Origin of the sequence: Actinomadura meridiana (assembly GCF_039537545.1) — a bacterium.
In the GTDB taxonomy this organism is placed as follows: domain Bacteria; phylum Actinomycetota; class Actinomycetes; order Streptosporangiales; family Streptosporangiaceae; genus Spirillospora; species Spirillospora meridiana.
The window spans coordinates 309,399-333,911 of record NZ_BAABAS010000020.1 but is presented as its reverse complement, the minus strand read 5'-3'; the positions used below and the strand labels follow the sequence as shown (position 1 = coordinate 333,911).

20 protein-coding genes and 1 pseudogene are annotated in these 24,513 nt (G+C 66.7%); 7 read left to right on the top strand and 14 right to left on the bottom strand.

What is annotated here, in order from left to right; all coding sequences use genetic code 11:
- Positions 1-14: 14 nt before the first annotated feature.
- A complete protein-coding gene (locus ABD808_RS27535) occupies positions 15-2,915 on the top strand; it encodes a DEAD/DEAH box helicase (protein WP_344902273.1) in 2,901 nt (966 codons plus the stop codon).
- Positions 2,915-6,970 carry an Eco57I restriction-modification methylase domain-containing protein gene (locus ABD808_RS27530; RefSeq protein WP_344902270.1) on the top strand — a complete coding sequence of 1,352 codons (4,056 nt, stop codon included), beginning with the start codon at positions 2,915-2,917 and terminating at the stop codon, positions 6,968-6,970. Before ABD808_RS27535 ends, ABD808_RS27530 begins: the two co-directional genes overlap by 1 nt.
- 57 nt (positions 6,971-7,027) lie before the next feature.
- Here ABD808_RS27530 and ABD808_RS27525 read toward each other — a convergent pair whose 3' ends face one another.
- Positions 7,028-7,420, bottom strand: coding sequence for an ATP-binding protein (locus ABD808_RS27525; RefSeq protein ID WP_344902267.1), 393 nt, complete (start codon positions 7,418-7,420; stop codon positions 7,028-7,030).
- Between the two features lie 56 nt (positions 7,421-7,476).
- On the opposite strand from ABD808_RS27525, the gene ABD808_RS27520 reads away from it, so the two are divergent.
- From ABD808_RS27520 to ABD808_RS27505, 5 genes and pseudogenes are all read left to right on the top strand, one after another.
- Complete coding sequence (locus ABD808_RS27520) at positions 7,477-8,367, top strand: helix-turn-helix domain-containing protein (protein ID WP_344902264.1); 891 nt, start codon at positions 7,477-7,479, stop codon at positions 8,365-8,367.
- Positions 8,358-8,546 carry a DUF397 domain-containing protein gene (locus ABD808_RS27515; protein WP_344902261.1) on the top strand — a complete coding sequence of 63 codons (189 nt, stop codon included), beginning with the start codon at positions 8,358-8,360 and terminating at the stop codon, positions 8,544-8,546. Before ABD808_RS27520 ends, ABD808_RS27515 begins: the two co-directional genes overlap by 10 nt.
- 648 nt (positions 8,547-9,194) lie before the next feature.
- Positions 9,195-9,476: pseudogene (locus tag ABD808_RS38645) on the top strand (DUF4357 domain-containing protein); the annotation flags it as partial.
- 44 nt (positions 9,477-9,520) lie between these two features.
- Positions 9,521-11,017: an McrB family protein gene (locus ABD808_RS27510; protein WP_344902258.1), complete on the top strand. Its 1,497-nt coding sequence runs from the start codon at positions 9,521-9,523 to the stop codon at positions 11,015-11,017.
- The gene (locus ABD808_RS27505; protein ID WP_344902255.1) at positions 11,014-12,222 is read left to right on the top strand and encodes an McrC family protein; all 1,209 of its coding nucleotides are present in this window, start codon (positions 11,014-11,016) and stop codon (positions 12,220-12,222) included. The genes ABD808_RS27510 and ABD808_RS27505 overlap by 4 nt, the downstream gene beginning before the upstream one ends.
- Positions 12,223-12,269: 47 nt before the next feature.
- Here the strand turns inward: ABD808_RS27505 and ABD808_RS27500 are convergent, their stop codons facing one another.
- The 13 genes from ABD808_RS27500 to ABD808_RS27440 all read right to left on the bottom strand — a co-directional run bounded on the left by ABD808_RS27500 (position 12,270) and on the right by ABD808_RS27440 (position 24,509).
- A complete protein-coding gene (locus tag ABD808_RS27500) occupies positions 12,270-12,941 on the bottom strand; it encodes a hypothetical protein (RefSeq protein WP_344902252.1) in 672 nt (223 codons plus the stop codon).
- 86 nt (positions 12,942-13,027) lie between these two features.
- Positions 13,028-14,119, bottom strand: a complete 1,092-nt coding sequence (locus ABD808_RS27495) for a hypothetical protein (protein WP_344902249.1) — start codon at positions 14,117-14,119, stop codon at positions 13,028-13,030.
- A gap of 113 nt (positions 14,120-14,232) precedes the next feature.
- Positions 14,233-14,709, bottom strand: a complete 477-nt coding sequence (locus tag ABD808_RS27490) for a hypothetical protein (protein ID WP_344902246.1) — start codon at positions 14,707-14,709, stop codon at positions 14,233-14,235.
- Positions 14,710-14,829: 120 nt separating this feature from the next.
- Positions 14,830-15,339, bottom strand: a complete 510-nt coding sequence (locus ABD808_RS27485; RefSeq protein ID WP_344902244.1) for a hypothetical protein — start codon at positions 15,337-15,339, stop codon at positions 14,830-14,832.
- A 187-nt stretch (positions 15,340-15,526) separates the two neighbouring features.
- Positions 15,527-16,762 (bottom strand): ATP-grasp domain-containing protein, encoded by a 1,236-nt coding sequence (locus tag ABD808_RS27480; protein WP_344902241.1) that lies wholly within the window; start codon positions 16,760-16,762, stop codon positions 15,527-15,529.
- Positions 16,759-18,186, bottom strand: a complete 1,428-nt coding sequence (locus tag ABD808_RS27475) for an AMP-binding protein (RefSeq protein WP_344902238.1) — start codon at positions 18,184-18,186, stop codon at positions 16,759-16,761. Before ABD808_RS27475 ends, ABD808_RS27480 begins: the two co-directional genes overlap by 4 nt.
- Positions 18,183-18,437 (bottom strand): phosphopantetheine-binding protein, encoded by a 255-nt coding sequence (locus ABD808_RS27470; protein WP_344902235.1) that lies wholly within the window; start codon positions 18,435-18,437, stop codon positions 18,183-18,185. Before ABD808_RS27470 ends, ABD808_RS27475 begins: the two co-directional genes overlap by 4 nt.
- Before the next feature lie 13 nt (positions 18,438-18,450).
- Complete coding sequence (locus tag ABD808_RS27465) at positions 18,451-18,825, bottom strand: nuclear transport factor 2 family protein (RefSeq protein WP_344902232.1); 375 nt, start codon at positions 18,823-18,825, stop codon at positions 18,451-18,453.
- The gene (locus ABD808_RS27460; protein WP_344902229.1) at positions 18,825-21,164 is read right to left on the bottom strand and encodes a lantibiotic dehydratase; all 2,340 of its coding nucleotides are present in this window, start codon (positions 21,162-21,164) and stop codon (positions 18,825-18,827) included. Before ABD808_RS27460 ends, ABD808_RS27465 begins: the two co-directional genes overlap by 1 nt.
- 33 nt (positions 21,165-21,197) lie before the next feature.
- Complete coding sequence (locus ABD808_RS27455; RefSeq protein ID WP_344902226.1) at positions 21,198-22,451, bottom strand: methylaspartate mutase; 1,254 nt, start codon at positions 22,449-22,451, stop codon at positions 21,198-21,200.
- Positions 22,451-22,924: a cobalamin B12-binding domain-containing protein gene (locus tag ABD808_RS27450; RefSeq protein ID WP_344902223.1), complete on the bottom strand. Its 474-nt coding sequence runs from the start codon at positions 22,922-22,924 to the stop codon at positions 22,451-22,453. The genes ABD808_RS27455 and ABD808_RS27450 overlap by 1 nt, the downstream gene beginning before the upstream one ends.
- Positions 22,921-23,745 carry an ABC transporter permease gene (locus tag ABD808_RS27445; RefSeq protein WP_344902220.1) on the bottom strand — a complete coding sequence of 275 codons (825 nt, stop codon included), beginning with the start codon at positions 23,743-23,745 and terminating at the stop codon, positions 22,921-22,923. Before ABD808_RS27445 ends, ABD808_RS27450 begins: the two co-directional genes overlap by 4 nt.
- On the bottom strand, positions 23,742-24,509 hold the full coding sequence (locus ABD808_RS27440; protein WP_344902217.1) for an ABC transporter permease: 768 nt from the start codon (positions 24,507-24,509) through the stop codon (positions 23,742-23,744). Before ABD808_RS27440 ends, ABD808_RS27445 begins: the two co-directional genes overlap by 4 nt.
- Positions 24,510-24,513: the final 4 nt, after the last annotated feature.

The window sequence follows — 24,513 nt, the reverse complement described above, 5'->3', positions numbered from 1 at the left end:
GGGTCTTGCCGCCAATGACACAGCCGACAACGGACTACACCCCCGGTTCCCTGGTCTCGGTCCGCGACCGCGAATGGGTCGTGCTGCCCGAGAGCGCCCCGGACATGCTGGTGCTGCGCCCGCTGGGCGGCGCCGACGACGACATCGCCGCGGTGTTTCCGGCGTTCGAGGACGTCCGGGGCGCGGAGTTCGCGGCGCCGTCACCGCGGGACCTCGGCGACTCGCGGGCGGCGGGCCTGCTGCGCAGCGCGCTGCGCATCGGGTTCCGATCGGGTGCGGGACCGTTCCGGTCGCTCGCCGGAATCGCGGTGGAACCTCGCGCCTACCAGCTCGTCCCGCTGATGATGGCGCTGCGGCAGAAGACCGTCCGGATGCTGATCTCCGACGACGTCGGCATCGGCAAGACCGTCGAGGCCGGTCTGATCGCGAGCGAACTGCTGGCGCAAGGGGAGGCGAAGGGCTTGGCGGTGCTGTGCTCACCGGCGCTCGCCGAGCAGTGGCAGGACGAGCTGCGCGCCAAATTCGGCATCGACGCCGAACTCGTCCTGGCGTCGACCGTGACCCGGCTCGAACGGGACCTCGACATGGGCCAGTCTCTGTTCGACAAGCACCCTCACGTGATCGTGTCCACGGACTTCATCAAGTCGCACCGGCACCGCGACGACTTCGTCCGGCGCTGCCCCGACCTGGTCATCGTGGACGAGGCCCACACCTGCGTCGCCGCCGACGACCGCGCCTCGCAGCAGAGCCAGCGCCGCCACGGGCTACTCCAGCGCATCGCCGCGAACCCCGACCGCCACCTGCTGCTGGTGACGGCGACGCCGCACAGCGGCAAGGAGGCCGCGTTCCGCAACCTGCTCGGCCTGCTGAAGCCCGAGTTCGCCGACGTGGACATGAACAGCGGCTCCGACCGCGCCCGCCTCGCCCTGCATTTCGTCCAGCGGCGCCGCGCCGACATCCGGAGGTTCCTCGACGAGGAGACCGAGTTCCCCGCCGACCGGTTCTTCAAGGACGAGACCTACAAGCTGTCCCCCGGCTACCGGTCGCTGCTGGAGGACGCGATCGGCTATGCGAGCGAGCGCGTCACCGTCGCCGGGGAACAGGGCCGCCGCGAGGCCCGGATCGCCTGGTGGTCGGCGATCGCCCTTCTGCGTTCCCTGGTGTCGTCGCCGCGCGCCGCCGCGCAGACCCTGCGGACCCGGTCGGCCGCCGCGTCCGCCGCCACCGCCGAGGAGGCCGACGAGCTGGGCGCACCGCTGACCCGCGACTCCGCCGACAGCGACGCCCTTGAGGGCCTGGACGTCGCGCCCGGCGCGGAGACCGACGACGCCGGGGCCAGGCTCGCCGCGCTAGCCGACCGTGCCGCGGAGCTGGAGGGCCCGGACGCGGACATGAAGCTGAAAGCGCTGATCAAGCACCTGAAGGCGCTGCTCAAGGACGGCTACAACCCGATCGTCTTCTGCCGCTACATCCCGACCGCTGAGTACGTAGCCGACCACCTCAACGGAAAACTTGGTCGTAAGACTGTAGTCAAGGCCGTGACGGGCACCCTGTCTCCACAGCAGCGCATCCAGCGCATCGAGGAACTCGCCGACGAGACGGCCGACGACCCGGGCGCCCACCGCGTCCTCGTCGCGACCGACTGCCTGTCCGAGGGCGTCAACCTTCAGCACCACTTCGACGCGGTCGTGCACTACGACCTCGCGTGGAACCCTGCCCGGCACGACCAGCGTGAGGGACGCGTCGACCGATACGGCCAGAAGCGCGCCGAGGTCAAGGTCATCACCCTCTACGGCAGCGACAACGGCATCGACGGCAAGGTGCTGGAAGTCCTGATCCGCAAGCACCGGCAGATCCGCAAGGACCTCGGCATCTCCGTCTCCGTCCCGGACGAGGCGTCCTCCGGCGTGACGGACGCGATCGTCGAATGGCTGCTGATGCGCCGCGAGAGCGGAGAGCAGGAGGCGCTGTTCGGCGCCGAGGACGTCAAGGCCGTCAACGAGAAGGCCGCCGAGCTCGAACAGGAGTGGAACTCCACCGTCGAGCGCGAAAAGGCGTCCCGGTCCCGGTTCGCGCAGAACACCATCCGCCCCGACGAGGTCAAACGCGAGGTCGACGCGACCAGGGACGCGCTCGGCGACGCGGGCGAGATCCGGGACTTCGTCCGCCATTCCCTCTCCGCTCTAGACGGCGTCCTCTTCGACGGCGGTGACGCGCCCGGCGACTTCAGCGCGGACCTGAGCGGCAGCCCCGTCGGCCTCCGCGACGTGCTCGCGCCGATGCTCGGCAGCGGGATCATCGAGAACGGCAAGCGGGTCCCGTTCCGCACCGTCTCGGCGGTGTCGCGCGGCGAGTCCGCGCTCGTCCGCACGGACCCGCTCGTCGGCGCGCTCGCCGGACACCTCCTCAACGCCGCCCTCGATTCCCAGACCGACGGCCCCCGCCCGGCCCGCCGCTGCGGCGTCATCCGCACGAAGGCGGTCACCACCCGGACGACGCTGCTGCTCGTCCGCTACCGGTTCCACCTGACGCTGCCGTCCCGCGTCGGCGAGCGGCAGCTCGTCGCCGAGGACGCCCGCCTCCTCGCCTTCGAGGGCCCACCGTCCGACGCGACGTGGCTGCCGCCCGACGACGCCGCGCGCCTCCTGCACGCCACCGCCGACGAGAACACCGACCCCACCTTCGGAGAGCGGACGATGAAGCGGCTCCTGGACGCCCTGCCCGACGCCACGGAGCACCTCAACGAGTACGGCGATACACTCGCCACCGAACTCCGCGACTCGCACCGCCGCGTCCGCAGCGCCGCCGGCGAGATCATCCGAGGCGTGGACGTGAAGGCGCAGAAGCCTGCCGACGTCCTCGGCGCCTACGTGTACCTGCCCGTGTCCGGTGCCGTCTCCGGAGGTGCCGCCTGATGTCCGCCACCGCCCGCACGCAGATATTCTCGGCCGTCCACACCATCGGCGGCCTCCTCCCCGCCGACATGCTCGTCCGCATTTCCGAGGGGAAGGACGTCCAAGGCTCCAAGCCCGCCGACTACGACATCTTCGGCTCGCGCTCCGTCCGCGACGAGGCCGAACGCCACTGGGACTACCTCAAGTCGGTCTGGAAGGAACTGCGCGACAAGCTGCCCGTCGCACCGGAGGCCGAGACCCCCGCCGACCCCACCGGCCTCGCGATCCGCCAATGGCTGGAGCCGCTGTTCGCCGAACTGAGCTTCGGCCGCCTCACCGCCCTCGGCGCGTCCGGAATCCAGTCCGACGACGGCACCAAGACGTTCGAGATCAGCCACCTGTGGACGCACGTCCCCATCCACCTGACGGCCTGGAACGCCCGGCTCGACACCCGCCACGGCGGCCCCGGCACCATCCCGCCGCAGTCGCTGATGCAGGAATGCCTGAACCGCACCGAAGCCCACCTGTGGGCGGTGCTCACCAACGGCCGCCAACTCAGACTGCTCCGCGACTCCAGCGCCCTAGCCACTGCCGCCTACGTCGAATTCGACCTAGAGGCCATTTTCGACGGTGAGCTGTTCAGCGAATTCGTCCTGCTGTACCGCCTCCTCCACGCCTCCCGCTTCGCGGTCGACGACGGCGCACCGCCCTCCTCCTGCTGGCTCGAAAAGTGGCGAACGGACGCCATCGCGTCTGGCACCCGGGCCTTGGACCAGCTACGCAAGGGCGTCCAGGAGGCCATCACCACGCTCGGGACCGGCTTCTTGAAGCACCCCGCAAACACCGAGCTTCGCGAGAACATCGACACGCGGGCCATGCACAAGGCGCTGCTGCGTCTCGTCTATCGGCTGCTGTTCCTCTTCGTCGCGGAGGACCGTGACGTTCTGCATTCGCCGGACGCCTCCGACCAGGTGCGAGAGCGGTACGCGAAGTACTTCTCGTCCGCCCGGCTACGCGGGCACGCCCGACGCCGACGCGGCACCACCCATGGCGACCTCTACCAGGCCCTGAAGATCGTGCTGGACGCGCTGGGAGACGAGGCCGGACGTCCCGAACTCGGCCTGCCCGGGCTCGGCGGCCTGTTCTCCGACACTGACACCGACGCCCCACTGCGCGGCCTGTCCCTGTCGAACGAGCATCTGCTCACCGCCGTCCGCCACCTCTCCCAGGTGCGGGACACTGGTACGCGCCGGTGGCGTGCAGTCGACTACAACCACCTGGACGCCGAGGAACTCGGCTCCATCTACGAATCGCTGCTGGAACTCGTTCCCCAGCACAGCGCCGTGGAACGAACGTTCGTCCTGGCCGAGCTGGCTGGAAACACCCGCAAGACGACGGGCTCGTACTACACGCCCTCGTCCCTGATCAGTTGCCTGCTGGACGCCACACTCGACCCCGTCATCGACGACGCCCAGAAACGCGGTGAGGAGAAGGCGACGGCAGCCGGCGAGCCCGACGCGACGGACAGAATCGTCTCCGAGCTGCTGTCCCTGACCGTCTGCGACCCGGCTTGTGGCTCCGGACATTTCCTGGTCGCCGCCGCCCGCCGCATCGCGAAACGCGTGGCCGCGATACGCGAACGCAACCCTGAGCCGACACAGGAGGCTGTACGCCACGCCCTTCACGAGGTCATCGCACGCTGCGTCTACGGCGTGGACCTCAACCCGATGGCCGTCGAACTTGCCAAGGTGTCCCTATGGCTGGAGGCCATGGAGCCGGGCAAGCCGCTCGGTTTCCTGGACGCCCACGTCAAGCACGGCAACGCGCTGATCGGAGCCACCCCGGCCCTGCTGAAGGGCGGCATCCCGGACGACGCTTTCATCGCCACCGAAGGCGACGACAAGAAGCAAGCCAAAACGCTTGAAAAGCTCAACGTCGAGGAGCGCAGCGGGCAATACACCCTCTTCGACAGTGAAGAGGAGACGGTCACCGTCACCAACACCGCCTTCGCAGATGGCCTGCGTCGTATCACCACCGCGCCCTCCGACAACCTCCGCGCGGTCAAACGCCAGGCCAAGGCGTACGAGGAATGGGAGAAGTCCACCGAGTACCTCCGAGCCCTCCATGTAGCGGACGCCTGGTGTGCCGCGTTCATGTGGCTCAAGACCAAGGACAGCCCCCGAGCCGTCACCCAGAGAATCTTCCTCGCCCTGGAGGACCCGGACGACGAGGGCATCCCAGCAGCCACGCACGAGGAAATCGTCCGCCTCCGCGACCAGTACGACTTCTTCCACTGGCACCTGGAGTTCCCCGAGGTCTTCACCGTCCCGGACGAGGACCGAACGGCCGATGTCAACCCCGCCACCGGCTGGACAGGCGGCTTCTCCTGCGTCCTCGGCAACCCACCCTGGGACAGTCTCGACTTCCGGGAGCAGGAGTTCTTCGCCCAGCGCGTCCCAGAAATCGCAAACGCGTCTAGGGTCTCCGTCCGCAAGAAGATGATCGAGGCGTTGAACGAGGACCCGGAGCGACGAACTGTCCTGCTGGAGTTCGAGGCGGAAAAGCGAAAGATCTACGCCGAGAGCCACTTCTTGCGCCGCTCAGGCCGTATGCCGTTGACCGGGCAGGGCAACCTCAACACCTATTCGGTTTTTGCCGAGACTGGTCGCGCCATGATCACGGGCGCAGGTCGGGCAGGGCTCATTGTCCCAACAGGAATCGCCACCGACGTCCGGACACAATTCTTCTTCAAGGACTTGGCGCAGCATGGCTCCATCGCTGCACTGTATGACTTCGAGAACCGCAGTGCCCTCTTCCCTGCCGTTCATTCGGGCCAAAAGTTTTGTATTCTTTCGCTTGTTGGTTCCAAGCTGCGCGAGCCGGCGACAAGGTTTGCTTTCTTCATTCAAGATCCAACTGAGCTTGATCTCAAAGACAAGACATTCGTGCTCAGTCCACACGAGATCTCCCTCCTTAACCCGAATAGTGGCACGTGCCCTGTATTTCGGTCTCGGCGTGATGCCGAACTCGCCCTCGATATCTACCGTCGTTTTCCGGTAATTATGAAAGAGACTTCACCATCTCAGAATCCTTGGAATGTTTCCTTCCTGCGCATGTTTGACATGGGGCACGAATCCGAAATCTTCAAGCCTGGCAAAGAACTCGAAGGCGAAGACTGGATCTTGGTGGGGAATAGGTATGTTAGAGGTGACGCAAAAATGTCACCACTCTATGAGGCTAAGATGGTCGACTTCTTCGACCATCGAGTAGCAGATGTAGTGAAGAGTCAGACTGCAACAAAGCGTCAGAATCAGCCAAGTTATCTTTCAGACAAAGATCACGAGTCAGCAGGCAGGCTCGCACAGCCCAATCACTGGCTTTCCCAAGCGGAGGTTGAAGCAAAACTTCATGCCGCAAATTGGACTTATGGATGGCTTCTAGGCTATTGTGACGTCACAAGTCCGACAAATGAGCGCACGACTATCCCTGCGTTTATTCCACGCACGGCGGTGGCCCATACTTTCCCGCTCATTCTGCCCAGTTGCAGGCCGGAACTAGTTGCAACTCTATGTGCTGCACTGTCAACAATGGTGTTCGACTACGTTAGTCGCCAGAAGGTTAGTGGCGTGCACCTGACGTTTTCGATCGTAAAGCAACTGCCCATTCCTTGGCCGGACTCCTTGCGGGCTTGGTGTGACTTTATATCTCCGCGTATCCTGGAACTAGCATACACTGCGACTGACATGGAACCTCTTGCACGTGACCTTGGTGAAGACGGGACGCCTTTCGTTTGGAACAAGGAAAGGCGTACCATAATTCGTGTTGAGTTGGATGCCTTGTTCTTCCACCTCTACGGCATTGGCCGGGAGGACGTGGACTACATCATGGAGACGTTCCCGATCGTCAGGCGGAAGGACGAGGCCAAGTACGGGACGTATCGGACGAAGGAGCTTGTGCTTGCCGAGTACGACCGGATGGCGGCTGTTGGGGTTGATCTTGATAGGCCGCTGGTGGATGGGGAGAACTTCACGTCTACGTTGACGCCTCCGCCGGGGCAGGGGCCTCGGCACGGGTAGGCGGTCAGGTTGTAAGGCGCGGAGGGGCAGCCCCCTCGGCTGCCCCTCCGCTGGTCTTCATGCGGGGTTGAGGACGGCGAAGACGACCTTGCCGACGTTGCCTGCCAAGGGGCGGGTGCCCCAGCAGCGGGTTAGCTGCTCGACTACGAAGAGGCCTCGGCCTGATTCGCCGTTGAGGTCTTCGTGCTCTAGGCGCGGCATGTCGCAGGTGGCGTCCTGAACCTCTATCCACACCACGTTCGCGTCGGTGCGACCAATGCGGAAGATCACCTCGTCGTCGGCCGTGGTCGCGTAGCGGAGGGCGTTGGTGACCAGTTCGCTCGCGATGAGGCATGGGACGAAGTCGTCCACCTGCCAGCCGCTTGTTACGAGGCGGACGAACGTTCGCACCTCCGCCACCGCCCTCAGATCTCGCTTGACCACCATCTCGCTCTGCACCGCCTCACCCATGATCTCTCCTCACTTTGTGTGGGGTACGGCACACAGTGCGCTACTTTTGCTTTAAGATGTGGTTGCCGTCAGTAGGTGGCAGCCAAAGGAAGATCATTCCTCGTCGAGGCAGCTTTCATCGAGAGGCAGGACTATGTCCCCCCCGGCGCCAGCGACGTCCTAGCGAGTCCCCCGCCCTTATTGCTTTCGGTCGACAGATGCGCCGGATGCGGGAGGCCAAGGGCATCAAGCAGGAGACCATCGCTCACCTGACACAGGTGAGCGGCCCGCAGGTAAGCAAGATCGAAAATGGCAAGAAGCGTGCCACACGATCGTTCGTGGAACTGGTGGACGACTACCTGGAGGCAGGCGGCGCGTTAATCAATCTCTGGGGGGACCTCAACAAGGACGGTCACCCCGTCCCGATCTGGTTCGACTGGCCGAAGATCGAGATGGACGCCACGATGCTGATCTGCTGGCAGCATTCCGTGATCCCCGGTCTCGCTCAAACTCCCGAGTACGCACTTGCCATCGTGCACGGCAACCAAGAGGCAGCAAACGCAAGGATCGGCCGCCAAACCATCCTCACCAGGGATGATGAGCGCGGCCCGGCAAACGTCCTGTTCTTGATCGAAGAACAGGTGCTCTACCACCAGGTCGGCACCAAGGAGACGATGAAAGGGCAGTTGGAGCGCCTGATCGAGCTCAGCATGTTACCCAACATCATGGTTCAAGTAGTGTTGAGCCGCGGCGACCACGACGGCAACATGGGAGCCTTCGTGCTCGCGACCATGGAAGATCGGAGCGAGGTCGCGTATGCAGAGACTGCAATACGTTCGATCACGACGGATGACCCCGCTGATCTCTCCGTTTTGGCGCGGACACTCCTCGAACTACGTTCACAGGCACTCACCCAAGAGATGTCACGTGAACTGATTGGAAAGGTGGCTGAAGAGAGATGGACCTGACAAACGCCGAGTGGCGCAAGAGTAGCCGCAGTGGTTCCAACGCCGCTGAGTGTGTCGAGCTGGCGGACGCGGCTGGTGTGGTGGCGGTGCGGGACAGCAAGGACCCGGACGGGCCCGTCCTCCTGCTGACCCGCGCGGCCCTGCGGATGGCCGTCCAGTCTGCTGCCGACAGCCGCTGACCAGCCGGAACACCTGACCTGCCGAGTAGCGGCGAGCCGCCCCGTCCCCCCGGAACCGGACGGCCCGCCGCGCCTTTCTTCTTCCCGGGCGCGGGCGAGACGGCGGGGGCCTGGGCGGGTTTCGACCTCTGCTGACTTCTGCGGCCTTCCAGTCCGGCACCGACTTCCGCTGACTATCTGGAACTCCGCGTGCCGAGGGTGGCGACTCGTCCCGTCCTCTCGGACTCGGGCGACCGCTGCGCGCTGACCTCCCCACCGGCACGGCTTGCGTCCGTCCGCCCACAGTTCGGCGGTACGCCGGGAAAAGCGAGTCGCTGGCGTGGCGCATTGCCGCTGGCACCACGAGGAGAGTTGCCATGGCGGTGATGTAAGAAGGGCCGTCGTTCGTCCGTGACGATCTGCGCGAGGGCCCGGTCATCCGGCATGGCTTGTGTGCGTCCACCACTGTCACCAAGAGGATGCGATGGCGGGCGAGGTGGCCTCTGGCGACGACCTGCCCCCCGGACCGCTCGAAGGCGTCCTCTGTTGCTGCGTGCCGGCCTCTGCTCTGTGCGGGTTTCCGCTGCTGGTGAATGTCGCGTGGCTGTCGGTCGTCGGTGTTAGGTTGACGGCGCCTGACATCGCCAGCACGTGGGACAAGGGAGTCCGATGGCCGACGAGTACCCGCGGTTTCAGCTACGTCTGCCTAACGGTGGCCCGTTGGCTCATGGGCGGTTGCTGGATGAGGAGGGCACCAACGGCAGTCAGAAGTTCATGGTGCTCGCCGGGTCGCCTGCGCGGCGGGATGCCGTTCCTTCGTTCTCCGCGCGTAAGCCGTCCTCGTATGTGCTTCGGGAGCAGTTGATCGACGAGGGCGCGCTCAGGGAGTCTGGTGAGTGGCCCGACTGTCTTGAGGTGACCAGGGACATCGTCTGCAACTCCCCGTCGTCCGCCGCCTCGGTCGTGACGGCTTCTCACCTCAACGGATACCGGTGGTGGAAGACGGCCGACGACATCCGCTCGGCGACTACATCGCCCAGGCGGCGTGGGGTTCGCAGCGGACGTGGCTGGTGCGCGGGTCCAACGTGTCGGGGGTCGATCTCGTGCAGTCGCTGTGGCTGCCCGAGGGGAGGGTGAGCCTCGCGGCGACGCGGCTGCGGCGTGAGAGCGTCGAGCAGGGGACGAGCAAGCACGTGCTGCGCGGCTTCGTCGAGGACGACTACGAGTCCACGGTGTCTTACAACCAGCGCGCGCGGCTGGTCGAGGAGTTCCACCTTTTCCTGACGCGGATGAAGCCGGGCGACATCGTCTGCGCACTGTCCGGCGGTCTGCTGTACGTCGGCGAGATCACTGGTGCCGTTGAGCATGTCGAGTCGGAGGACGGCCGGTCCAACCTGCGGCGTCCGGTGGAGTGGGAAAGCTCTGGACACTCCTACGACGAACTTCCCGAGGAACTCCAGCAGAAGTTGTCCGTTCAGCAGGACGTTGTTGACCTCACCTCTGTCCAGGCCATGGTGGACGGGCTGGGGCTCAGTGACGAGCAGCTCGCCGAAGAGGCGCGGGACGCGCACGGCGATCCAAGTGAGGAGACGCCCGCGTTGGCCGCCCGCCGGGAGCTGGTGCTGCCCGAGCCGGGGGAAGGGCTTGCGGAGGACTTGCTCGTCCATGATGCGGCGTGGTTGCGGGAGGTGCGCGATCTGCTGTGGGACGAGCGGCAGCTCATCTTTTACGGGCCGCCTGGCACTGGTAAGACGTATCTCGCGCAGAAGCTCGCGGAGTTCCTTGGGGGTGGGCCTGAGCAGGTCAAGTTGGTGCAGTTCCATCCGTCCTATGCCTACGAGGATTTCTTCGAGGGGTTCCGGCCGCAGGAGGATCCGGAGACCCGGCAGGTCGCGTTCCGGTTGACGGCTGGGCCGTTGCGTGAGCTTGCCGACCTGGCGTCGAGTGAGGGCAATCGGCACGTCCCGCATTTCCTCATCATCGATGAGATCAACCGAGCCAACCTGGCGAAGGTGTTCGGTGAGCTGTACTTCCTGCTGGAGTACCGCAACCGGTCTGTGCGGCTGACCTACTCCGGCGACGATTTCGCGCTGCCGCCGAACCTGTTCGTCATCGGCACCATGAACACCGCTGATCGGTCCATCGCCTTGGTGGACGCCGCGATGCGACGTCGGTTCGCGTTCGTTGAGCTTTCGCCGCGTGCCGAACCGACCAAGGGCATGCTGCGGCGCTGGCTCGCCGCCAAGAGCCGCGACCCCGAACCGGCCGACCTGCTGGACGCGCTGAACCGTCGCATCGCCGATGCCGACTTCCAGGTCGGGCCGTCCTACCTGATGAAGCCGGGCGTCTACCGTGACGGCGGGCTGGAGCGCACCTGGCGCACCAAGATCCTTCCGTTGCTGGAGGAGTACCACTACGGGGAGGACATGAAGGTCGAGCAGCGGTATGGCTTGGCGACTCTGCGCGACGCCATCGCTCCGCCGTCGGCATGACGGTCATTGCGCTTGCCGAGCATGGGGCGGCGCGGACGCTTCCGATGTCCATGGCACTCGGCCGCGCCGTCGTCGCATCGGGTGTCGTCGCCGCCGCGCCGGATCCGGACGTCCCCGGACGGTGGCGGGTCAAGGCCGGGGGAAAGGTCGGCGCCGTGACCGTGGTCGCGGCGAATGGTGAGACCGCCACACTGCGGATCATGCCGAAGGTGCCGATCCGCCGGTTGTTGTTCCTGCTCGGCTACGCCCTGGACGCTGGAGGCTGGCGGGACGACGAGGTGTCGCTTGATGAGGAGCTCGAACTCTTGCCCGCTTTCGCGTCCTTGTTTGAGCGGCAGGCCGACCGGGCGCTGCGGCAGGGGCTTCTTCAGGGGTATCGCACCGTTGAGGAGACGTCCCTTGTTGTGCGTGGGCGGCTCCGGGAGGGCGACCAGATCCGGCGGCATTATGGCGAGTTTCCCGCCGTGGAGATCGTCCACGACGAGTACACGACGGACATCGCCGAGAACCGGCTTTTGCGGACCGCCGCCGAACGGCTTCTACGCCTCCCGGGTGTTCCTCGGGACCTGCGCGGTCGGTTGCTGAGGTTGCGCGTTCGGCTTGCCGACGTCACCCCGATCGGACGGGGTCAGGAGACTCCGGTGTGGCGGCCTACCCGGTTGAACATCCGGTACCAACCGGCGGTGCGTCTCGCCGAGCTAGTGCTGCGCGGCGCCTCCGTCGAGCACCGGCCGGGCGGTACCGCCGTCAGCGGCTTCCTGTTCGACATGGCTCACGTCTTCGAGGACTTCGTCACGATCGCTCTCCGCAAAGCGTTCGGCGAGTGCGGCGGTCGCTGCGTCCTCCAGGCCTCTCATCATCTCGACGAAGGCCACGTCATCCGGATCGTGCCTGACTTCGTCCATTACAGCGATGCGGGCGTCCCACGGGCCGTGGCCGATGCCAAGTACAAGGCTGAGAAGCCTCACGGGTTTCCCGACGCCGACCTCTACCAGATGCTCGCCTACTGCACCGCCCTCCATCTCGCGGACGGCCATCTCATCTACGCGAAGGGAAACGCGTCGCATGCGGCCCATCGGGTACGGCATGCCGAGGTCACCATTCATCAGCACACCCTCGAACTGGATCAGCCGCCGAACTCTCTGCTCGCTGACGTGCGGACGCTCGCTGGGCGCCTGCATCCACGAAACTCTGGGCAGCGCTGAATTCATTCCTCTGGGCGGCGTGCAGGACTGTGCTGTGGCTTTGGGGGTCAGTCTTTGTTGTCTTCGACGCCTCCTCGTAGGCCCCAGTCGTCCAGGCCGGAGTAGATCAGCGCGAGGCGTCCTCTGGGGAAGTTGAGGGTGGCGGCCTCGCCTGTGTAGAGCGCTACCAGTGAGTCGGGGCCTCTCCACCAGGTGTCCGCCAGGCCCATCACCTCGCGTACCTGCTCGAAGCCGTCCAGATCGATGTCCTCGACTTCATGATCTGTGAGTCTGGTGATCTGTTTCGCGTACATGAGTGCGTGGTGGGTCAGGGCGAGCGATTCCACCCAGCCCTCGACGGTCGCGTGTAGGGGCGCCCACGTGTCCGCATAGACGCCGAACTCACCCGACGGGCCGATCATGAATGAGTAGGGGAGCGCGGTCCGCTGCGTTCCGGCTTCGAAGCACCACCCTGCGGAGTCTGATTCGGGTGTGCCCGCATCGAAGTATCTGGGGCCTCCGTCGTATTGCGGTGCGGGGGGCAGGCGCAGGCCGCCCCATCGTTGCTGGAAGGTCGCCATTCGGTTGATCACCGCTGCGGGGACGCCTCCCTCAAGCCATCCCTGCCTGTTTTCCTCGACGGACCGCACCTCGACCTTGAAGCCATGTACTCCCACAAAATATTGGGCTCGGCGAGTCAGAGTATTGGGTAGGTCGTTGTCGGTGAGGTTGGTGTTCACTGGGAGATGCTACCCCGGCCTCCGTTGGGAGAGTGTGATCAGGGAAATCGCTCAGTTGGTTGGTTGTGTGGGCTGGTATGCGGCATTTATTTGTGCATCTGAGTATTTGAATTTGGTGGTGATTGTGGGGCGGTGTCGTTTGTCCAGAGGAGGGGGGTGAGGAGTAGGACGGGGAGTGCGAAGCCTAGGGTTGTTGTGGTTATGGTTTGGGTTGGTGATTTTAGGGCGGTGGGGGACCAGTTGGTGGTTAGGGTTTGTTTTCGGGCTTTGGTTTGGGGGGTGGGTGGGGTTTTGTCTAGGAAGGTGCACATGCCTTTTTGGGTTTCGGGGGTGGAGCAGGCTTCTGCGTCGGCTCGGAGTTCTTCGATGAGGATCAGTGCGGGGCGGGCTCGGCGGACGCCGAGGATTCCGGTGGTGGCCATAGTTAGGAAGGCGGCTAGTGACAGCCAGGTGGGGAGGTTGGCGTTGAGGACGATGCCCGCGTCCAGGAAGGCGAAGAACTGGCCGAAGCGGGTGTAGACGCTGATGATTCGGCGGCGTGCGGCGTCGTGGTGGCGGACGTGGGAGAGTTCGTGCATGAAGACGGCCATCGCCGTGGGGTCCTGGCGGCGGAGGCTGGCAGGCCATTGGGTTGGGATGATGACGACGCTGTCGGGGAGGCGCGCGTTCTGGCGGTATTGTGACCAGCCGTTTCGTGCTGCGAACGGGGCGATGGCGGCGGTGGCGATGCCAATGGCGATCCAGAATGCGGGGCGGTCGTACCAGTCGGGCCACAGTTCGTCGGCGACGGAGAGGGTGACGCCGCATGCGGCGCCTACAATGATTAGTTTCTTGGTGTGGCGGGCTCCCCAGTCTGAGAATACTCCGGAAATTCCGAGGCTGCGGCGGGGTGGATGTAGTTCCTGAAGGTTGGCGTGCTCGTCGAAGGTTTTGTAGGCGGCGATGGTGTCTATGTCGATGCCTGCGCGTTCCAGGGCGTGGCGGACGTCGTCCCAGCGAGGGCCCCATTTGATTGGCATGCGGAAGCTGGAGCCTTGGCGGTATTCGTACGACCATGCCGCCCATTCCCAGATCAGGAAGGCGAAGATCGCCAGGCAGATCAGGGTGGTGGCGGCGAGTGCGGTGAGGAGCGCTGCCAAGGGGTGCAGAGGGTCGGGTTCGGAATGGTCGACCACCATGATGGAGGGGATCAGGAGGACGTAGGGGGCCGCCACGACGGCGCGCAGTGAGTGGTGGAGAAGGTTGAGGCGGCGTAGGTGACGGAGTCGCCGGTCGCGGGGTGGCGCGTCGGTCACGGGGTGGGGGGTTGCTGTTCCGTGCCGGTTTGGATGACGGTCACCTGGATTGTGATCACGAGGCGTAGTTCCTGGACGTCGACCTCGGGCGGTAGTTCGGCGTGCAGGAGGATGCGCCGGGTTATTTCTTCGGCCGGGTCGGGGTCGGTTTCTTTGCGGATCTTCCGGCGGAGGAAGGCGGCCGCGCTTTCCACGCCGCGTTCGATGGCCATGTCCGTGGCGATGTTCAGGACGTTGAAGGCCACCTGGCCGAGGAAGGCGAGGCCCATGCCGAGGAAGATGAAGGAGTCCGCGATTCCGGCGGCGCTGGGGTCTACGGGTTGTGTCTCGGTGCCGGGCAGGACGTGTTCGTGGCGCATGAGGTCGGCGTAGTCGTCGAACGAGTCCTCGCGCTCGTCGGGAGCGACCGCCGCCGCGGAGGCGTCCACCATGGCGAGGATCTGTTCGATCTGGTCGTCGTCCAGTCGCTGCACGCGGCCCCCCAAGTCTTCGGTTTGGGCTCAACGTACGTGCGGGAATGCGGACTGGATGGTCGTTGTCCGCGTTCGGCCAGGTGCGCTGTTCCGTGCCGTGGCGAGAGGTTGTTCGCCCCGTCAACTTGGGGGTTGAGTGTTCTGCTGGTCGGTGAATCTGGTCGTGGCGCGTAGGGCGCGTTGTTCGAAGTCCTTCAGTTCGTCGAAGGACGGTAGGCCGTTGTAGATCATTGGTGGGAAGGCCATCCGGGTGCAGACGCCTTTCGTGTGCCGGTCGGCCTCGGGGAAGGTCCGCTGGAAGATCAGTATCCCGCGCAGCCTGCTCTGTTCGGGTCTGACGCTGATGACGCGGCCGCACCATTGGCAGCGGCACCACCAGTCCCAGCCGAGCGGGCGGTCCGCGGCCTCGGACGGCAGTGCTTCGAGGGGAATCAGACCGGCCTCGCGGATCGCGGCGGCCAGGTCGGCGGGCACCGATGGCCTGGACAGGTAGCGCTGGCCACGTTCCCGTTCGGCCTCAGCCTCCACGGCGGCGGCCGCGGCCAGGTAGGTTTCGCCGGTTTCGGCCTGGCGGCGGCGGGCTCGGCGCTGCACTTTTCGGGAAGGGCGACGACGCGGGTCGGCGGTCATGGCGTCCTCCGGCGGAGCCCTACGCACACCGCTGGACGGCATGAAGATCGAGGGGCCACGCGTCGTCCTGGACGCTTTGTCGTCGGCGCACCAGCGGCGTAGGCGCTCGGTGCTCAGGCTGGCAGGCGTGGTCTGCCTTGTGAAAAGAGTACCGATCCGCCTACGACCGCGCGGCGATGTCGGGCAACTAGAGGGTGGTCAGTTCCGCGGCGTAGGCGCGGGCTTGGGCGTGGTCTCGTTTGACTCGGGCTGGGTCGCGGTGGGCGAAGAGGGCCCAGCCCAGGCGGAGTGATGAGAGGAGGTCGGTGGTCTTTGCGATCTTGTCGCCGTTGCGGACGTTGACGACCAGGTTGCGGCAGGTGGGGAGGTGGCGGATGCGGTCCAGGGTCTCGGCGTTGGTGACGACGCCGTCGTGTCGGGCCAGGAACATCGCTACGGAGACGGAACGCTTGAGTGTGGTTGTGGCTGGGAAGTCGCGGGAGCCGAGGAGGTAGCGGATTGTTCGGCGGGCGCCGTTGTCGCCTGTTGCGAGTTCGGCTGCTGCGGCCATTCCGCTGCCTGCTAGGCGGGAGTTGACTTCGACCAGGCGTGGGCCTTCGTTGGTCAGCATCACTTCTGTGTGGGCTGGGCCGAAACGGAAGCCGAGTGCGTCGAGGGCCTTTCGGACGTAGTTGATTGTGTCGGTGTGCATCGGGTCGTCGGCTGGGAGGAACTCGACGTCCTGGTAGACGGCGAAGCTGTCGTTGGTGGTTGTTTTGGTGTAGCGGCATACGTCGGTGACCACGTGGTGGCCGTCGTGGCTGAAAGTGTTGACCACGTATTCGGTTCCGAACAGGCGTCGTTGGATCACCACTTCCTTGTTCGTCACGCCTGTGGCGTTGGTTCGGCCGATGAGCGCGGTTACGGCGGGGCGCCAGTCCTCGCCTGCGGGGACCAGGGTCACGCCGTCGGTGGACACGCTTGTCGCCGGTTTGATGACCAGGTCGTGGCCTGCGAACTCTGTGGTGGTCAGTGGTGCGGTTGCTTCTTGGACGCTGCGGACGCAGATGGTTGGGGTCATGGCCAGACCTGCTGATGAGATCGCTTTGGCCATGTGTCCCTTGTGGCTGCGGCTTGGGGTTAGTTCCGGGACGTGTGCCAGGGAGGGAGTCAATTTTTGTGATAGGTCGTCGGCCAGTGCTACCCCGCTTTCTGAGCCGGGGATTATTGCGAGGGGCTTCAGCTTGGTTAGTTGGGGGACGACGTTTTTGCTGGCGGTCAGGATGGTGTCGAAGTCGTTGGCGCGAAAGGTGGCGGTGAACGAGTCTGCGGGCAGAGGCCAGGAGAGTACTGCTATTGGACGGAAACCTGCTTCGCGCAGCGCGGGCGCGTACAGGACGCCCGAGGAGTAAGGGTCGACAATGGCGACCGTCCGCGCGGTCATGGCCTGGCTCCGTTCTCGGACGCGGCGAGCGCGCGCCGGTCGATCTTTCCGTTCGGGGAGAGGGGCATTCGCGGCAGCGTGATCACCTTGTCCGGTGCGCTGGGCCCCAGTTCGCGCCGCAATTGGCGGCTCAGGTGTGCCTCGGCCGTGGTCGTTTCCGCGAACAGCACGAGGGTGCCGTCGGCGGCTTGCAGGCAGCAGGCGAGGCGGACGTCCGGGGAGGCGGTCGCCGCTTGTTCTATGCCGGTCAGGTCCACGAACACGCCGTGTCGTTTGACTCGGGAATCGGAGCGTCCGGTGATTACCAGGTTGCCGTCGGGCGTGAGCATGCCCAGGTCTTTTGTGGCGAACGTGGTCACGCCGGAGTTTCTGGTCAGTGCTGCGTCGTCGGCGGGTGGGGCGGTGCCTGGTAGGTAGCCGAAGGAGCCGTGGGGTGTCTCGATGGCTACCGGGAATGGCTCGTTGGGGGGTGCGGATGTTAGGAGGCGGGTGCCGGGCATGGGGCGGCCGACCGGTTGCAGTCCTGGGTGGGGTGGGTTCGGGACGCGGTAGAAGAACTTCGCCAGTGTTGTTTCTGATGGGCCGTAGAGGTTGATGACGTCGGTGGACGGCGCCGTCCGACGCCAGTCGAGGACTTGGGCGGAATGCAGTGGCTCGCCCGCGAACACTGTCCAGCGCAGCTGGGGTAGTTGCCGTCCGCGCGACGCTTTCACCCATCGGGTGGAGAGGCTGGGGACGGCGTGGACGAGTTCGGCTCCCTCTTCCGCGAGCCAGTCCACTACTGCGGCGGGGTCGATGCGCACGGTTGGTCGCGCGGCGAGCAGTTCGCCGCCGCTGCACAGCGCCACGAAGAGTTCGCGGATCACGACCTCGAACGTTGGGGGGCTGAGCAGGGCGACCCGCGTGCCTGGGCGTAGTCCTAGTGTTTCGATCTCCCAGTCCACGAAGCGCAAGGCCCCGTGTTCGTTGGACACGATGCCCTTCGGTGAACCTTGGGTGCCGGACGTGAAACCCAGGTACCCGGCGGACGGGTCGACCGTCAGGGGTGTTTCGGTGGTGGGCTCGTAGGTGGGTGTTTCGCGAACCTGCATCGTTAGTGCGGGGCGCGCGGCCGTGAGGACGGAAGCGCGGCGTGACGCGGGCTGGTGCGGGTCGATCAGGAGGGGGACCAGTCCGGCCGAGCGGGCGGCGAGGAAGGCCGGGGCCAGGAACAGCGGGTCCCGGACGATCAGCGCGACGATCGAGCCGGGCCGGGCCTGTTTCTCGCGGAGGTCTGCTGACCAGGCGATTCGGAGGTCCTCCAGGTCTCGGTAGCGGAGGGATCCGGCTGCGGCGGTGATCGCCGGGGCGGCCGGGTGGATCGAGGAGATCGCGCTGATCCGCTCGACGAGTGGTGAGCGGACGGCCAGGTCGGTGGACGTCATGACGCCGCCACGGCGGTCAGGGAGCGCACCAGTTCCTGGTGGATCTCGGCCAGGTCCTCGGCGGCGTAGATGGTGAAGACGTCCACCTCGGCACCGGCGAACCGTTCCTCCAGCACCAGGGACAGGTGCGCGGCCCGCAACGAGTCGCCGCCCAGGTCGAAGAAGTTGGCGTCGGGGGTGGCGGTGGTGACGCCGATGACCTCGGCGATGACCTTCATGGTGTCTTCGGCGGTGGGAAGGTTCGTGTACATGGAGCTGCTCCGTTCAGTTGAGGGTGGGCGGTGCGGCGGACACGTAGCGGCTCAGGCTGGTCAGCAGGCATTCGTCGGACAGTTCGACGATGTCCACGAATCCCGTCTCGCCGTTGCCGCTGGTCAGGCGGCCGATCACGGCGGCCGCGCCGCCGCCGTCCGTCAGAATCCGGTCGATGTGGTGGTGGACCCGCGGGTCGATGAACGTGGTGAGGTGCCGCAGGAGGGGCGTCCTGCCCTGGACGAGTCCCTGGCCGGGGACGTTGACCACGACGAGTTCGTCCAGCAGTGAGGCGTAACCGTCGGGGTCTCGCAGGTTCAGGTAGTGGTAGGAGAGGACGAGGTTCTCGACGCCGAGTGCTGCCCGGATCGGGGTGTCCGTGGCCATCACGTGGCGCGCCCGGGTGCGGCGTCGCGCAGGTCGCACACGGCGAAGCGGAACTCGGACGTGTAGCGCTCGCCCGCCGAGTCGGTGAGCCATGCCTGGTCCGGCGCGGGCAGCATCTCCACGATCTTGACGGCCACCGGGGCGCCGTCCGGGGCGTCGCGTACCGCTCGGCGGGCGGCGCTCGCGAGGACGTCAACGAAGATCGGGCTGGCGAAGTCGACGTAGAACGGCTTGGTCTCGGTCGGGAACTTCGCGAAGACGTGGCGGGGGAACCGGTTGGCGCGGGCCCAGGCGCGGGCGGCGACGAAGCGGGTCGCGGCGTCCGGCTGGTGGACGAAGTCGAGTTCCGTCACCGGCACCCGCCAGCCTTCGCGGGTCACGACGAGGTCGTCCACGGTGATCCTCGGACGGTGCCGTCCCAGCGGAAGGAGATCGAAGTGGCTGAGCAGCAGGGACTTCATCGCCTCCGCGAACAGGTCCAGGACGTCGAACCGCGCCCCGTCCGGCAGGACGACGGAGAGGTGGCCGTCCTCGTCCAGCACCAGGGCGTCGGCCGCGAGCTGGGTCGTTCCGGTTCGGGGCGTGGGGGTGTGCGGTACGAGGGAGATCCGCTGGTCGTCGGGGCGGATCAGCGCCGGGTGCGAGCGCACGGTGAACTTCGGTCGGCTCTCCGGAGGCAGCAGCGGCAGGAGCCGGGCGGTGGGGAAGGTCGCGTCCAGGTTGGCCCGGAGTGCGGCCGGGTCGCGGTGCGTCGGCACCATCGAGACGTAGTCCAGCGAGTTCATCGCCGCGTGGATCTCGCCCAGGACGACGCGGTACCGTCCCGCCTCGACGTCGGCGGGGCCGTTCGCGGCGATCATGATGTCCGGGCACGCGATCCGGGCCTGGTCCCAGCCGCTGTGGGGTGCGTCGAACAGTTCCTTGACGGCGATCTCCAGGTCGGCCGTCGTGCGCTGGACGGTGGCCTCGTCGCTGTCGTAGGGCAGGATCGCCGACCAGCGCCGATGGAACTCGGTGAGGGCTGCCGCGACGATGCCGTCCAGTCGCGTGCCGACCGTTCGCATCGCCTCCATCCACAGCGTGCCGACGTCGACCGGGCCGTCCGTGTGCTGGCGCGCGGTTCGGTATGCCGTCTCTACCAGCGGTTCCACGTCTTGCCGGATGCGCCAGGTCAGCCAGCGGACGCTGTCGAGCACGGGGACGATCGGCGCCATCCGGTCCACGAACTCCGCGCCGAACCGGACGGACACGTCCCGGCGGCACTCCAGGTAGGCGAGGGTCCGGCCGCCGTAGGCCTGACCGTCGTGGCGTGTGGCGGCGGCGCCGGTCAGCTCGACGAAGGTGTCGGCCAGGTCGTCCAGCGCGGCCGGTAGTGCCTCGGGGTCGTTCCAGACCTGTCCGAGTTTGTCGCGGCCGTCGATGAGCTTTCGGGCCCGTGCGGTGGCGGTGGCGCGGACGTCCTCGTCGTCGATGCCGTCGAGCAACTCCAGGAGGTCGTCTTCGGCGCGCAGGGAGGCGGGTAGCTCCAGTTTCCAGATCAGCCAGCGACGTTTCCGGAGTTCCTCCATCCGCGCGAACACGGCGGCCTCATCCGAGTCCGTGCACACCTGGTGGGCGAGGGCGCGGGCGGTCAGCGTGCCGTCGGCCGCGCGCAGCAACGCGGATGTCAGGTCGTCGATGGGGGTCGGTGTCCCGCCGGGCAGGCATGCCGTGCGTTCCGTCAAGCGCAGGAGCGGGCTGCGCCGGGGGCGGAACCAGGGCTTCAGGTCGAGATCCGCGGCCAGTCCACGGGCCAGGACGTCCACAGGCCACCGTTCCAGGTAGATCGTCGTCTGGTCGGTGACGGCGGGGCCCGGACGGACGGTGACTCCGCTGTCGTCGGTGCCGATGGTGGCCCAGGCCGTGGGGCCGAAGAAGCCGATCGACTCGTTCTTCAGGCAGTAGCGCTGCCAGTACGTGGCGATCGCCTGCTCCCGCGACCGGCGCTTGCTGTTGGCGGGTTTGCCGCTCGCCAGCTGTCGCAGGTGCGGGTCCACCGCCGTGGCGAGGAACCGGCGGTTCTGCCAGCCGACCGCCAGCCGGAAGTTCGCGGACGCCGCGACCTGCCCCAACTCGCGGGTGAATCGTTCGGTGGCGTCGTGGAACGCCTGGCGGAAGGCGGGGTTCTCGGCCGCGCCGTCCTGGTCGGCGTGGTCGGCCAGGTCCGGGTCGGCGAGGCGGTCGACGGCGCGGGCGGGGAAGCCCGCGCCGCGCACCATCGCGCTCGACCACACCGACCATTCGCTCTCACCGAGACGGACCGGGCCACTGTTCGGCGCGGACGCCGGGTCTGCGTTCATGATTTTTCCTTTGCGACGTGGGATGGCAGCGGGTCACGCGGCCGGGGCGTGGGCGTCGTAGCGTCGGGAAAGGTGGGTCAGCGAGGCGAGCAGTCGATCGGACGACAGCTCCGGGTGGCGGCCGGGCGTGGCCGTCAGCGGCATCGCGCCCGGCGAGGCCCAGACCAGCCGTCCGGCGGAGTCGATCGTGGAGCTGGACCGTCCCGCGTTGTCGGGGTGCAGGCAGAACGGCACGTCGAGAAGCCCGCGCCGGACGGCCAACAGCAGCGCGTGCCCGATGTCGTCGGACAGTTCGAGCGTGGCCTGGACCAGATTCCTGGACTCCGCCAGCGTCGTGTCGTCTGGACGGGTCGGAGCGACATCCCAGCTGGACGCGGCCACATCGGCGGCACCACGCAGGGCCTCGACGTTCTCGTCGATGGTGGGGATGCGGTGCGCCTCGACGGACGTCTTCACGATCAACCGGTCGGCGCCCGCCCGGGCGGCGAGGCGGGCCGCGTCCCGGTTGAGGCGGATCGCGCCGCGCCGCGTGGCGGGGAACACGCCCATGTACGTGTAGAGGACGATGTGCCAGTCCACGTCAGGCAGGTACTCGGCGGCGAGCGTGCGGAGCGCGTTGACGGCCTGGACGTCCTGTTCGTGGTCGGTCTGCTGGGCGTAGCTCAGCGAGACGCCGCGCAGGCCGTGGTCGCGGAAGAACATCGCCTCCAGCACGCTGACCGCGACAAGCAACCCTGGCGGGCACAGTTGGCCCAACAGGCAACCGCCGAAGGTCTCTAGATGGGGTTCGACGTCCGGTCCGCGTGTGGCGGCGAGCAGTTCGCATGCGCGTCGCCAATGGTCGATCGACTCCGCCAGTGGGACGCGGCCATAGGGCAGGCAGTATGAGACGGGTCCGCCCTCGGTCGCGTACAGATCGGCGCGGGTCATCGCCTTCACGATGTCCATCGGGGCGGCGGAGCCGTGCCGCACCTGGATCTGGAAGTCCGGGCCGACCAGATCCGCCGTCATGGCACGGGTCACGGCGTGGTTCTCGGTGACGATGGGGAATCCGTTGAGGTCGCCGCCGCGAGCGATGACGTCCAGCACCGCCCGGTAGTCGCCGAGCCTGGTGTAGCTGTCCAGGGTGATCGTGCCCGCCGTCGGCGCGGGGACGTCGGCCGTGCGGACGAGACCGGCGCGCATTGTGGCCGCGTCGGCGAAGCCCATCCTGGGTTGCACGACGAGCTGGCCCCGCGAGCGGGCCCGGCGGACCATGCCGCCGAAGTCGTGACGCGGTTCCGTCATCACGCGCCGCCCTTCTGACCAACATGGACGGGTGCGCGATGCCGTTCGAGGTAGGAGAGGAAGCGCGGCAGGCCGTCCGCCCCCTCGAAGACCTCGTCAAAACCGGCTGCCGTCAGGCCGTGGCGGCGGGCGGCGGCGCCGATGTGGCCTCGGGTGCCGAGCTTGCCGCCGATCACCGCGGGCAGCGTCGTCAGCGCGGGCTCGGCGCGCAGCGTCCGCATCATGCGTTCGCCGTCGCTCGCACCGTGGCCGTTGACCGAGCTGATCACCAGCAGGTCGGGCCGGTCCCGCAGGCAGGTGCGCACCAGCAGGTCGTCGGGGACGCACGGGCCGAGGTTGCGCACCCGGTGACCGCGTTCGCGCAACAGGAGTTCGAGATAGACCAGGTTCCAGGTGTGCGAGTCGGACGAGACGCCGCTCAGCAGGACGGCGGCCTTCGCCCCGGTCAGGTCGTCGATCGGGTCGGCGCTCATGTCGCGAAGTCCAGGGTGCCGAGGCGGCGTCCGCGCCGGACGAAACGGGTGAACGTGAGCAGGCACGCCGCCAGCCAGCCCGCGCCGACCAGGGCTTCGAGCGCGCCCTGCGCCGCGGCCTCGGACAGGTGGCCCGCCAGGGTCAGCCGGACGCCCCGCAGCCCGTGCGTCACCGGAAGCACCGCCGAGATCCACCGCAGCGGCGCCGGATAGGAGTCCAGCGGGACGTTCACTCCGCACAGGTTCATCAGGCTGACCAGGCACACGTTGGTGGCGATGGTCTGCACGGTCCGGAAGCCCAGCAGCAGGCCGCCGATGAGAGTGCCGAAACAGTACGCCGACCAGCCGACGAGCAGGATCAGCAGGACGATCGGCGGGATCTGCCACCAGTCCAGCGGGACGTGGAACAGCCGACTGGCCACCAATAGCGCCGCGACGGCGGACACCGTGCCGTCGGCGATCATGTACGCGCCGCGTCCCGTGAGCACGACGGCGGGATGTGTCGGGCTGGCCGCCAGCAGCGGGAGCGTCCCGCCGCTCCGTTCGGAGCTCACCATGTTGACGGCGAACATGCCGCTCATCGCGGCGAGCACGACCGCGTTCCCGACCAGCAGGAACCGGGTCTGTTCCGGTGCGCCGAGCATCCTGCCGACAAGGGCGAAGAACGCCACCTGGGCGAGGACCCGGACGAACCACGCGGACAGCCAGGTTTTCCAGGTGTAGATCGTCCGGTACTCGCGGACGCCGATGCGCACCGAACGCCGGATCACGTGCAGGACGGTCATCACGCGCTGGACGGTCATCACGTGCGGGACGGTCATCGCGTGCTCATCTCCCCCGTGTGCCGGACGCGCGCCAGCACGCGCCCGATCGTCAGCCGGGCCGCGACCAGCGCGAACGCGCCAAGCGCCGTGATCATGGTCAGTCCGAGCGCGGCGTGCGGCACGGGATCGGCGCTGATGGAGCCGCGCAGCAGGTCGGCGGACCAGGACAGGAAGACGCCGTTGGACAGCGGGCGCACCCAGTCCGGGAGGAACACCGTCGGCACGAGAAGGCCGCCGAGCACGTAGAACGGGAAGCTCGCCGCGTTGGAGAACGTGATCGCGTTGCGGGCGAGCACGAACAGCGCGGCCAGCAACGTGGCCGTGGCAGCCGTCGCGAACAACGTCAGCGCGAGCGAGGCCGTGAGCACCGGCCAGTGTCGAATGGTCACGGGTGCGTGCAGGACGTAGCGGGCGAACAGCCAGGTCTCGGCGAACGCCGCGATGCCGGGCACGACGGTGGCGCAGGCCCGTCCGAACACGACGGCGCTGAAGTTGGCGGGCGCGGACACCAGGTACTGGAGGGTGTCCTCCCAGCGGTCGGTCTGGATGATCCAGCCGCCGCTGAACAGCGCGAACCACCACAGCGACATGTAGAACGGCGCGAGCGACGCCTGTCCCAGCAGGTCGGCGCGGTCGTTGTGGCGCATGATCATGGCGAAGACCGCCGCGTAGAGCGGAGCCGTGAGCAGCGGCACGAGGAGGTCGGGATGATGCCGGTAGAAGACGAGTTGGAGGCGGAAGCCACTGGCGACGGTTCGCATCGGC

Excerpts from the sequence above, each read along its gene's own strand:
- ABD808_RS27525 (WP_344902267.1), bottom strand. The coding sequence starts at position 7,420 with ATGGGTGAGGCGGTGCAGAGCGAGATGGTGGTCAAGCGAGATCTGAGG.
- ABD808_RS27460 (WP_344902229.1), bottom strand. The coding sequence starts at position 21,164 with ATGAACGCAGACCCGGCGTCCGCGCCGAACAGTGGCCCGGTCCGTCTC.
- ABD808_RS27465 (WP_344902232.1), bottom strand. The coding sequence starts at position 18,825 with ATGGCCACGGACACCCCGATCCGGGCAGCACTCGGCGTCGAGAACCTC.
- ABD808_RS27450 (WP_344902223.1), bottom strand. The coding sequence starts at position 22,924 with ATGAGCGCCGACCCGATCGACGACCTGACCGGGGCGAAGGCCGCCGTC.
- ABD808_RS27530 (WP_344902270.1), top strand. The coding sequence starts at position 2,915 with ATGTCCGCCACCGCCCGCACGCAGATATTCTCGGCCGTCCACACCATC.
- ABD808_RS27505 (WP_344902255.1), top strand. The coding sequence starts at position 11,014 with ATGACGGTCATTGCGCTTGCCGAGCATGGGGCGGCGCGGACGCTTCCG.
- ABD808_RS27495 (WP_344902249.1), bottom strand. The coding sequence starts at position 14,119 with ATGGTGGTCGACCATTCCGAACCCGACCCTCTGCACCCCTTGGCAGCG.
- ABD808_RS27480 (WP_344902241.1), bottom strand. The coding sequence starts at position 16,762 with ATGACCGCGCGGACGGTCGCCATTGTCGACCCTTACTCCTCGGGCGTC.
- ABD808_RS27440 (WP_344902217.1), bottom strand. The coding sequence starts at position 24,509 with ATGCGAACCGTCGCCAGTGGCTTCCGCCTCCAACTCGTCTTCTACCGG.
- ABD808_RS27520 (WP_344902264.1), top strand. The coding sequence starts at position 7,477 with ATGTGGTTGCCGTCAGTAGGTGGCAGCCAAAGGAAGATCATTCCTCGT.
- ABD808_RS27475 (WP_344902238.1), bottom strand. The coding sequence starts at position 18,186 with ATGACGTCCACCGACCTGGCCGTCCGCTCACCACTCGTCGAGCGGATC.
- ABD808_RS27445 (WP_344902220.1), bottom strand. The coding sequence starts at position 23,745 with ATGACCGTCCCGCACGTGATGACCGTCCAGCGCGTGATGACCGTCCTG.
- ABD808_RS27470 (WP_344902235.1), bottom strand. The coding sequence starts at position 18,437 with ATGTACACGAACCTTCCCACCGCCGAAGACACCATGAAGGTCATCGCC.
- ABD808_RS27515 (WP_344902261.1), top strand. The coding sequence starts at position 8,358 with ATGGACCTGACAAACGCCGAGTGGCGCAAGAGTAGCCGCAGTGGTTCC.
- ABD808_RS27485 (WP_344902244.1), bottom strand. The coding sequence starts at position 15,339 with ATGACCGCCGACCCGCGTCGTCGCCCTTCCCGAAAAGTGCAGCGCCGA.
- ABD808_RS27535 (WP_344902273.1), top strand. The coding sequence starts at position 15 with ATGACACAGCCGACAACGGACTACACCCCCGGTTCCCTGGTCTCGGTC.
- ABD808_RS27455 (WP_344902226.1), bottom strand. The coding sequence starts at position 22,451 with ATGACGGAACCGCGTCACGACTTCGGCGGCATGGTCCGCCGGGCCCGC.